The sequence below is a fragment of the Pseudomonas sp. 05N434 genome, from assembly GCF_056396965.1.
Genome location: NZ_JBFTMK010000194.1, coordinates 1 through 8,081 on the forward strand (window position 1 = coordinate 1; position 8,081 = coordinate 8,081).

Annotated in this window: 7 protein-coding genes; 2 read left to right on the forward strand and 5 right to left on the reverse strand. The window is 61.6% G+C overall.

The genetic code is table 11. The features are described 5' to 3' along the window. Positions 1–89: 89 nt before the first annotated feature. Positions 90–1,562: an aldehyde dehydrogenase family protein gene (locus tag AC1DLB_RS14195; RefSeq protein WP_477743081.1), complete on the reverse strand. Its 1,473-nt coding sequence runs from the start codon at positions 1,560–1,562 to the stop codon at positions 90–92. 241 nt (positions 1,563–1,803) lie between these two features. On the opposite strand from AC1DLB_RS14195, the gene AC1DLB_RS14200 reads away from it, so the two are divergent. Next, positions 1,804–2,661, forward strand: coding sequence for a GNAT family N-acetyltransferase (locus AC1DLB_RS14200; RefSeq protein ID WP_192350543.1), 858 nt, complete (start codon positions 1,804–1,806; stop codon positions 2,659–2,661). A 69-nt stretch (positions 2,662–2,730) separates the two neighbouring features. Continuing rightward, positions 2,731–3,444, forward strand: coding sequence for a cupin domain-containing protein (locus AC1DLB_RS14205; RefSeq protein WP_477743080.1), 714 nt, complete (start codon positions 2,731–2,733; stop codon positions 3,442–3,444). A gap of 67 nt (positions 3,445–3,511) precedes the next feature. On the opposite strand, the gene AC1DLB_RS14210 is transcribed toward AC1DLB_RS14205, so the two are convergent. From AC1DLB_RS14210 to gabT, 4 genes are all read right to left on the reverse strand, one after another. Further along, positions 3,512–4,717 carry an acetyltransferase domain-containing protein gene (locus AC1DLB_RS14210; RefSeq protein ID WP_477743079.1) on the reverse strand — a complete coding sequence of 402 codons (1,206 nt, stop codon included), beginning with the start codon at positions 4,715–4,717 and terminating at the stop codon, positions 3,512–3,514. 571 nt (positions 4,718–5,288) lie between these two features. Continuing rightward, complete coding sequence (locus AC1DLB_RS14215) at positions 5,289–5,777, reverse strand: Lrp/AsnC family transcriptional regulator (RefSeq protein WP_003174918.1); 489 nt, start codon at positions 5,775–5,777, stop codon at positions 5,289–5,291. A 45-nt stretch (positions 5,778–5,822) separates the two neighbouring features. Then, on the reverse strand, positions 5,823–6,479 hold the full coding sequence (locus AC1DLB_RS14220; protein WP_064617999.1) for an HAD family hydrolase: 657 nt from the start codon (positions 6,477–6,479) through the stop codon (positions 5,823–5,825). A gap of 96 nt (positions 6,480–6,575) precedes the next feature. Next, entirely contained in the window at positions 6,576–7,868 is a 1,293-nt protein-coding gene (gene gabT, locus AC1DLB_RS14225; RefSeq protein WP_204123552.1) for a 4-aminobutyrate--2-oxoglutarate transaminase, read from the reverse strand. Positions 7,869–8,081 lie beyond the last annotated feature (213 nt).

Below are 8,081 nucleotides of genomic sequence, written 5' to 3' on the forward strand. Positions count from 1 at the left end.
GTGTCATGAAAACCTTGCAAATCGGGTTTACGACGGCTTCGCCGCCGAACGCCGCCTCGCGCTGCTCGGCAGCTGCTACGGGGGCCGTGTTATTGGACGATATCGATCAGCACGCTCTTGAAGCGCAAGTTGGCTTCGAAGGCTTCGCGCCCCAGGTCCTTGCCGATGCCGGAGCGTTTGTAGCCGCCGGTCGGCAGGATGTAGTCGTTGCTGCGTCCATAGCGGTTGACCCACACCGTGCCCGCCTCCAGCCGCCGGACCAGTCGCAGGGCGCGGTTGATGTCGGCGGTGTGCACGCCCGCCGCCAGGCCGTAGGTGGCGTGCGCGGCCAGGCTCAGTGCCTGCTGTTCGTCATCGAACGCCTGCACCGTCAGCACCGGGCCGAAGATTTCTTCACAGATCGCCGGGTTCTGATTGTCCAGGCCAGCCAGCAAGGTCGGCTGGTAATAGGCACCGCCCAGCCCTTCAAACAAACCACCGCCAGTCAGCACTTCGGCCCCGGCCTGGCGCGAACGCTGGACGATGCCGTCGATACGGCTGGCCTGCAACCGGGAAATGATCGGCGACAGCGTGCTCTCGGACGACCAGGTCGGCCCCGGGCGCAATTCCTCGAAGTACGCCTGCAAGTGCGCAACGAACGGTTCCATGATCGAGCGCTCGATCAACAACCGCGAACCAGACACGCACACCTGCCCGGCATTGCCGGTGATGGCCAGCGCCACGGTGCGCGCGGTTTTCGCGATGTCCGGCACGTCGGCGAACACCAGTTGCGGGCTCTTGCCGCCCAGCTCCAGCGTTACCGGTTTCGGCCCCACCAATGCGCAAGTGGACATGATGCTCGAGCCGGTCGCCGTGGAGCCGGTAAAGGTTACCTTGCCCACCCGTGGATGACGGCACAAGGCGTCGCCAGTGACGCGGCCATCGCCCTGAACCACGTTGAAAATCCCGGCAGGAATGCCCGCCTGCAGCGCCAGTTCGGCAAAGCGCAGGCTGGAAAACGGCGTCAGCTCCGACGGCTTGAGCACCACGGCATTGCCGGCAGCCAGCGCCGGCGCGACTTTCCATGAAGCCATGCTCAAGGGGAAATTCCACGGCGCGATGGCGGCGATCACGCCGTACGGTTCAGCGATCTGCATGCCCAGGCGATCGGTCTGGGTCGCCGCGACTTGGCCGCCGTGCTTGTCCGCCAGTTCGGCAAAGAAACGAATGCCCTCGGCGACATAAGGAATGTCCCAGGCGATCACATCTTTATGCGGACGGGTCGAGCCCACCGCTTCCAGCGGCGCCAGCACGGCGATATCGGCTTCGATCAGATCGGCCCAGCGACGCATGACCCGTGCCCGTTCCCGGGGCGGACGGCTGGCCCAATCGCTGCGGTTAAACGCCTGCCAGGCATCGTTGACCGCCTCATCCACCAGGTCGGCATCGGCGATCGGCAACTGGGCATAGGCCTGACCGTCTGAAGGGCGAACCACCTCCAGCCCCGGTTGGGCGTCGCGGTATTTGCCAGCAATAAAGTGAGCGCTGCGCACAGCGATAAGGCGAGGATCGAAGCTATCCATGGAGCACTCCAGAAAGGGACGGCGAGGCGTTTACTCAGGCCTCCATCGTAGAAAAAAAGCCCAAGCATTTGCTGCCGACCTTATGGGGCAATTAAGTAGTAAGTGTGGTCTGCAGGCCTTTGATGTGAGGAATCTGCCGAATCCTTCCGCCCCCCTTGTCAGGCCTTCACACAGATGGGATACAGGCATCCTCGCGCCGGAAAACCGGTTGATCGCGCACACTGTAAAACGGAGATTCATCATGTCCGCCTCGCACCCTTCCGCTTATGTCTATCGGCCGATGACCGCTGCTGATTTGCCTTCGGCCCATGCCTTGTCTGTTGAGTTGAAGTGGCCTCATCGCCTGGAAGACTGGGCGATGTTGCAGCGGGTCAGCGAAGGTTTCGTGGTGCTCGATGGCCCGCGTTTAATCGGTACCGCATTCGCCTGCCGGCAAGGCGACTTCGCCACCATCGGTCTGGTGATTGTCAGTGACGACTATCAGGGCAAGGGCATCGGCCGTCGATTGATGGAGCACGCACTGGAGGCCTGCCAGTCGCGCACGCCGATGCTCAATGCGACCCTCGCCGGTGCGCCGCTTTATGCCAGCCAGGGGTTTGTCGAGTACGGACGAATTCAGCAGCATCAAGGCCTGGCCCAGGTGCCCGCGCTTGAACCACTGGCGGACGGTGAGGAATGCCGCCCGTTACAGGCGACGGATCGGGCTCCTCAACTGGCACTGGCCAACGCCGGCAGTGGTCTGGACCGGCAAGCGGTGCTCACGGAGCTGTTTGCGGTGGCCGAGCATTCGGTAGGCATCGAGCGCGACGGTCAGTTGCGTGCCTTCGCCCTGCTGCGCCCGTTTGGTCGCGGTCGTTGCCTCGGCCCGGTCATCGCCGAAAATCTTGAACAGGCCAAACACCTGATCGCCGTGTTGCTGGCCCAGGTGCCGGACGCTTTCGTGCGAATCGACATTCCAGCGGACAGTGGTTTGAGCGAGTGGCTGGAGCTGGCCGGTCTCAAACAGGTCGACACCGTGGCGCAAATGGCACGGGGTACACCGCCGCAAGCGGCCAACGGCGTACGCCAATTTGCCCTCGTCACCCAAGCCATCGGCTGATCCCGGCGCGCGATGAAGCGAGCGCCTTCCATCACTTTCTACCCCCCATTTGCAGGGAGCGTCACCCCCATGTCTCAACCCACCATTGTGCTGTTGGCCCGCGCCGACGGCAGCCGCGTTTCTACGTCTTTCAAGGCAGCGCCCTTGAGTTCCATCGATCCGTTCATGGACGGTCGTCAGATCGCCTACATTGGGTCCGAYGGCGTCTCGGCGGGCCTTGTTCACACCAGCAAAACCGTCGATATCGAGCACTTCCCGCACACCGAAGTGATCGTGGTCCATGCCGGGCGCGTCGTGCTGCAATCCGGGGAACAGGTGCTGGAACTGGGCATCGGTACCAGCGCCGTGATCGGTCGCGGCACAGCGCTCAGGTTTGAGGCACAACCCGATACGTGCTGGGCCTTCTGCGCCGTCACCAGCCCCAGCGCCGAACAGAAACCGGGGCTGACAGCGCTCGACCCGCTGGCGATGCTGTCCCCTTCGGCGGCACCGGAACCGCAGATACTGATCGGGCCTACGCCGCAGTGTCGCTCGCGCAATGCCTTCGAAGATGACGCCACTGATCTGCGCGTCGGCGTGTGGGATTCGACTCCGTACACCCGCCATGGCCGAGCRCACAAACTCAACGAGCTGATGCACCTGCTCGAAGGCAGCGTGACTTTGCAGGCGCCGGATGGAACCAGCGTAACGGTCAACCCCGGTGACACCGTGTTCGTGCCGCAAGGCGCACCGTGCGCCTGGAGCAGTACGCGGTATGTGCGCAAGGTGTATGCCGTCAAATAGAGAACTGTGGGAGCGGCGGTGCAGCGATCCCACAGGTGTTTGTGCTGAATTCAGCAAAGTCTTTGAATCAGAGGTATTTGAGAATCGCAATGTCGCGACGGCGCTGCTTGAGGTTGGCGAACCAGCGCGTCGGGAAGAACAGCAGCACCCCGAGAATCACGCTCCACAGCCAGACCATGGGCAGGTTATCGAAGCCGTAATAGGTGCCCTGATTGGCGCCCCAGATGGCAACGGCCACCAGGTACATGGCCTTGAGCACATACAGGTGCAGCAAATAGAAGAACATCGGCGCACCACCGTAGACCGCCAGGGTCGCGGTGGACCAACGATCCTGGGCCTTCTCGAACAACGCCAGAAGAATCAGCCCCAGGCCAAGGGTCGGCATCAGGAACATCAGTGACGGCGGGTACTTCTTCGCGCTCATGAAACTCATGAAGGTGCGCAGCGAATCACCGGTCTGCACCCAGGGTTTCTCGCCGTAAACGTTCAGATAGCGGATGACCACAAACGCCGCCAGCAGGCCGAAACCGACTTTGAGCAAGCGGGAAATCCGCTCTGCCGGGTCCATGTCCTTGCCGAACCACGGCCCGATGGCCCAGCCCAGCAGGATTACGCCGATCCACGGCAACACCGGGTACGTGGTGCGAGCCCGGGTGAACTCGGTGATGTCGATGAATACGCGCTGATGCAGGATCGACCACGGCACGAAGAACGGCGACTCCGGCCCCACGGTCACGCCATCGAGCAGGTTGTGCCCGGCGACAATGGCCACCCCGAGCACGATCAGCCAACCGCGCTTGAAGTGCAGCAACCCGGCAAGCACGATCATGCAAATGCCAATGCACCAGATCACTTGCAGCCACAGCGTCTTGGGCGGGAACTCGGCGTTCCAGGCAAAGCACACGAATGTGAGCTCCAGAAACACCAGGAACAGCCCGCGCTTGAGCAGAAACACCGAGGTTTCACTGGCCGTGTGTTTCTGGCTGTAGAGCCAGGCCGACAACCCGGTGAGGAAGATGAACACCGGGGCGCAAAGGGTGCTCAGCAGGCGGGTGAAGAACAGGTCCGGGGTCACGCTCAGCGCATCGATCGGGTCGGTGACCTGACGGTGCAGCAGAAAGGTTTCGCGCACATGGTCGATGAGCATCAACAGCATGACGAAGCCGCGCAAGGCATCGATGGCCAACATCCGGGTGTTGGTTTTGGCAACGCTGGTGGCCAGCGCAGGGGAAACACTTCCCGCCTGCCCTGCCACGCTTGTGGATAGGGTCATATCAGTCACTCATGTCTTGGTCAGTGGACTACCGCTGGCTCAGCCCTGTTTCTTCAGCCTGGCAACTTCCGATGCCGGCAGCTGCGACGGCGCCCGCGGCAAGGGTACCTGACCTTCCTTTCGATAGAACGACAGTGTTGAACTGAAACCGTGCAACGACCTGCCCCTCTCTCTGAACGCATTACAACGCAGGCGATTTTGCGCTTTGTTCCGAATTCATCGCCCGTAACGCAAACGAAGACTGTTTTCGCCGCGTAAACAGCGGTTTATACGGCCTGCGCCAGCATGAAGCGTGTTGAAGCGGTTGTGCGGCCCCGATGTCCGATTGAGGTGCATGCCCAAACCGAATTCTCCGTAGCAGCTGTCGAGCAGCGCGAGGCGGCGTTCGGCGGCGAAGCAGCCGCAAAATCAGTCACTGCGATCCGTCAGGTACACCGTGCATTCAGGGTTTACGACTGCTACGCAGCCGAACGCCACCTCGCGCTGCTCGGCAGCTGCTACACAGAGCCCGTCGCGCGCCTCTTTCGAAGGCGCGGCAGGCTGCAAGGGAATGGGGGATGTGGAGTCAGCTTCAGTGCCGCAACAATTTGCGCAGCGGCACGCCGTCCTTCAGTACGGGTGACTTGATGACGATGTAGCTGAAATACTTGGAGATGCCGATGTTCTTGTCCAGCAGGCTTTCGACCACTTCCTGATAATGCTGGATGCTGCGTGTCATGAAGCGTACCAGGTAATCGTAGCCACCGCTGATCAGGTGGCATTCGAGCACTTCGTCGACCAGACGGATATTGGACTCGAACTTGGCGAAGTCTTCGCGCTTGTGGTCGCTCAAGGTGATCTCGGTGAACACCGTGACCGAGTCGGTGATCTTGGCCAGGTTCAGGTGAGCCTTGTAGCTGGAAATATACCCGGCCGACTCCAGCCGCTTGACCCGTTGCAGGCAGGGGCTGGCCGACAGGCCCACGGCATCGGCCAGGCTGACGTTGGTCATGCGCCCGTCCTTTTGCAGCTCAACCAGGATGCTGATGTCGATTCGGTCCAGTTTTACTAAACCTTCCATTGCGTACCTCTTGACTGCCGTTTGTAAGACAATCTTCTAGCAAAATCAGCGCCGTAAAGACAGCTGATGCTGAGCCACCAGATCCGCCATGCTGTTAATGCAGTAATCCGCCGCGCACGGCGACGGTTGTCTGGCCCGGCCGCGACAGATCAGGCAGACCGCCCCCGCCCCCGGTTGCCGGGCGCCAGGCCGGGTTACCTGGAGGATGGTGTTGGCATCAAGGTCATTGGCCGCCAGCCAGTCATGGTCCTGCAATGGGTCGCTTGCCAGGGAAATAAAATCGTCGGGCATGATCCCCAGGCGTTCGCACAGCAGGCCGCGATCTTCGGCGTCACGGTCGCCATGCACCAGCAGGCGATAAAACTTGCGCAAGTACAGCATGGCGCCGGGTGCATCCTCGAACAACGACCAGCCGACGACGGACCGGGCGAAGCTCATGCCCTCCTCCCAACTGGCTTTCAACGCCCAGCGCTCGGCCAATTGACGGTGGGCGAAACACAGCAAACCACTGAAGCCCAACTCGCCGAAACGCGGGTACAGCGCCCGCACCACCTCGCTGAATTCGGCCAGCACCTGTGCCTTGTCCGGGTGACCGCCACGGCTGTCGAGCAGCGGCTGCAACGCCGCCCAGACTCCGGAATCGCGATCCACCAGCACCTCATCGCAATCGATCAGCAACGCTCGATAATCAGTCAGCCCCATGGTGTGTAAAGCCTCCGATGATGCATTCCATCAATCCATGCTCCATAAATGCTCACGGGCGATGCCGTGTGGCAGCGCCCGTGAGCTGGCGTGAGCTCAGTTCAAGACTCGTGCCAGTGCCGCGTCGAGAATCTGCAACGCTTCATCGATCTGTGCTTCGCTGGTCACCAGTGGCGCGAGGAAGCGCAACACGTTGCGTTGCACGCCGCACTTGATTACCAACAGGCCACCGGCCCGGGCTTCATCGATCAGTCGTTGGTTGAGGTCGGCATCTGCGGTCCGTGCCTCGTCATCCTTGATCAGCTCGATCGCCAGCATGAAGCCGCTGCCGCGCACGTCGCCGATCCGTGGGTAACGGGCCTGCAAGCGCAACAGTCCCTGACGCAGACGCTCGCCCAACGCTTCGCCACGGGCCAGCAACTGCTCTTGCTCGTAGGCTTCGATCACCGCCAGCGCCGCCGCGCACGACAGCGCGTTGCCGCCGTAAGTACCGCCGAGGCCGCCTGGCAATGGCGCGTCCATGATCTCGGCTTTGCCGACCACACCGGACAGCGGCAAACCGCCGGCCAGGCTCTTGGCCACGGTGACCAGATCCGGCTGAATCCCGGCGTGCTGGAAACCGAACCATTTGCCGGTACGCCCGAAACCGGTCTGGATCTCATCGAGGATCAGCACGATGCCGTGCTTTTCAGTCAGCGCGCGCAGGGCCTGAAGAAACTCCGCCGGTGCCGCAAGGAAACCGCCATCGCCCTGCACCGGTTCGATGATGATCGCCGCGACCCGCTCAGGCGCCACTTGGGTCGCCAACAACTCGTCCAGTGCCTTGAGCGCCATGTCGCTGGTGACGCCGCGATAGGCATTCGGATACGGAGTGTGGAAAACCTCCGGCGCGAACGGCCCGAAGTTCTGTTTATACGGCTGGCTCATGCCGGTCAGCGTGGTGCCGAGCAAGGTCCGGCCATGGAACCCACCACGAAAGGCGATCACCGCCGAGCGGTTGGTGTGGGCGCGGGCAATCTTCACCGCGTTTTCCACCGCTTCGGCGCCGGAGGTGAAGAACGCTGCTTTATAAGCGTCCTGGCCGCCGATCATTTCGCACAGGCGCTGGGCCAGGTCGAGATAAGGCTTATAGGCCACCACCTGAAAACAGGCGTGGGAGATTTTTTGCAACTGCGCCTGCACCGCCGCGACCACCTTCGGGTGGTTGTGACCGATGTTAAGCACACCGATACCGCCGACAAAGTCCAGGTAGCGCTTGCCGTCCACGTCCCACAATTCTGAACCCAGGGCCCGATCGATCACCAACGGATGCGCGGTAACCAGGCCACGTGGCACGAATTGATCGCGCTGACGGAGCAAATGAGGGGTTTCGTCGACTTTGCTATTCATGGCATTTCCCATCGTGAGTCCGGCAACCGGGAAGTGGTTGCGATGGTGTTCAGGTTAAGGCTTGCGCGAAACGAACTACGCCGAACTTGCCCCCTGAGAAATTCGGATCAACTGTTTTCACCCCGCCAAACGGCAGATTCCTTCAGCCCGCCGAATCTGCCGATGCCGGGTCGATACAAGATCACACAACCCGTTAAAGCCGCTGCTTTCGAC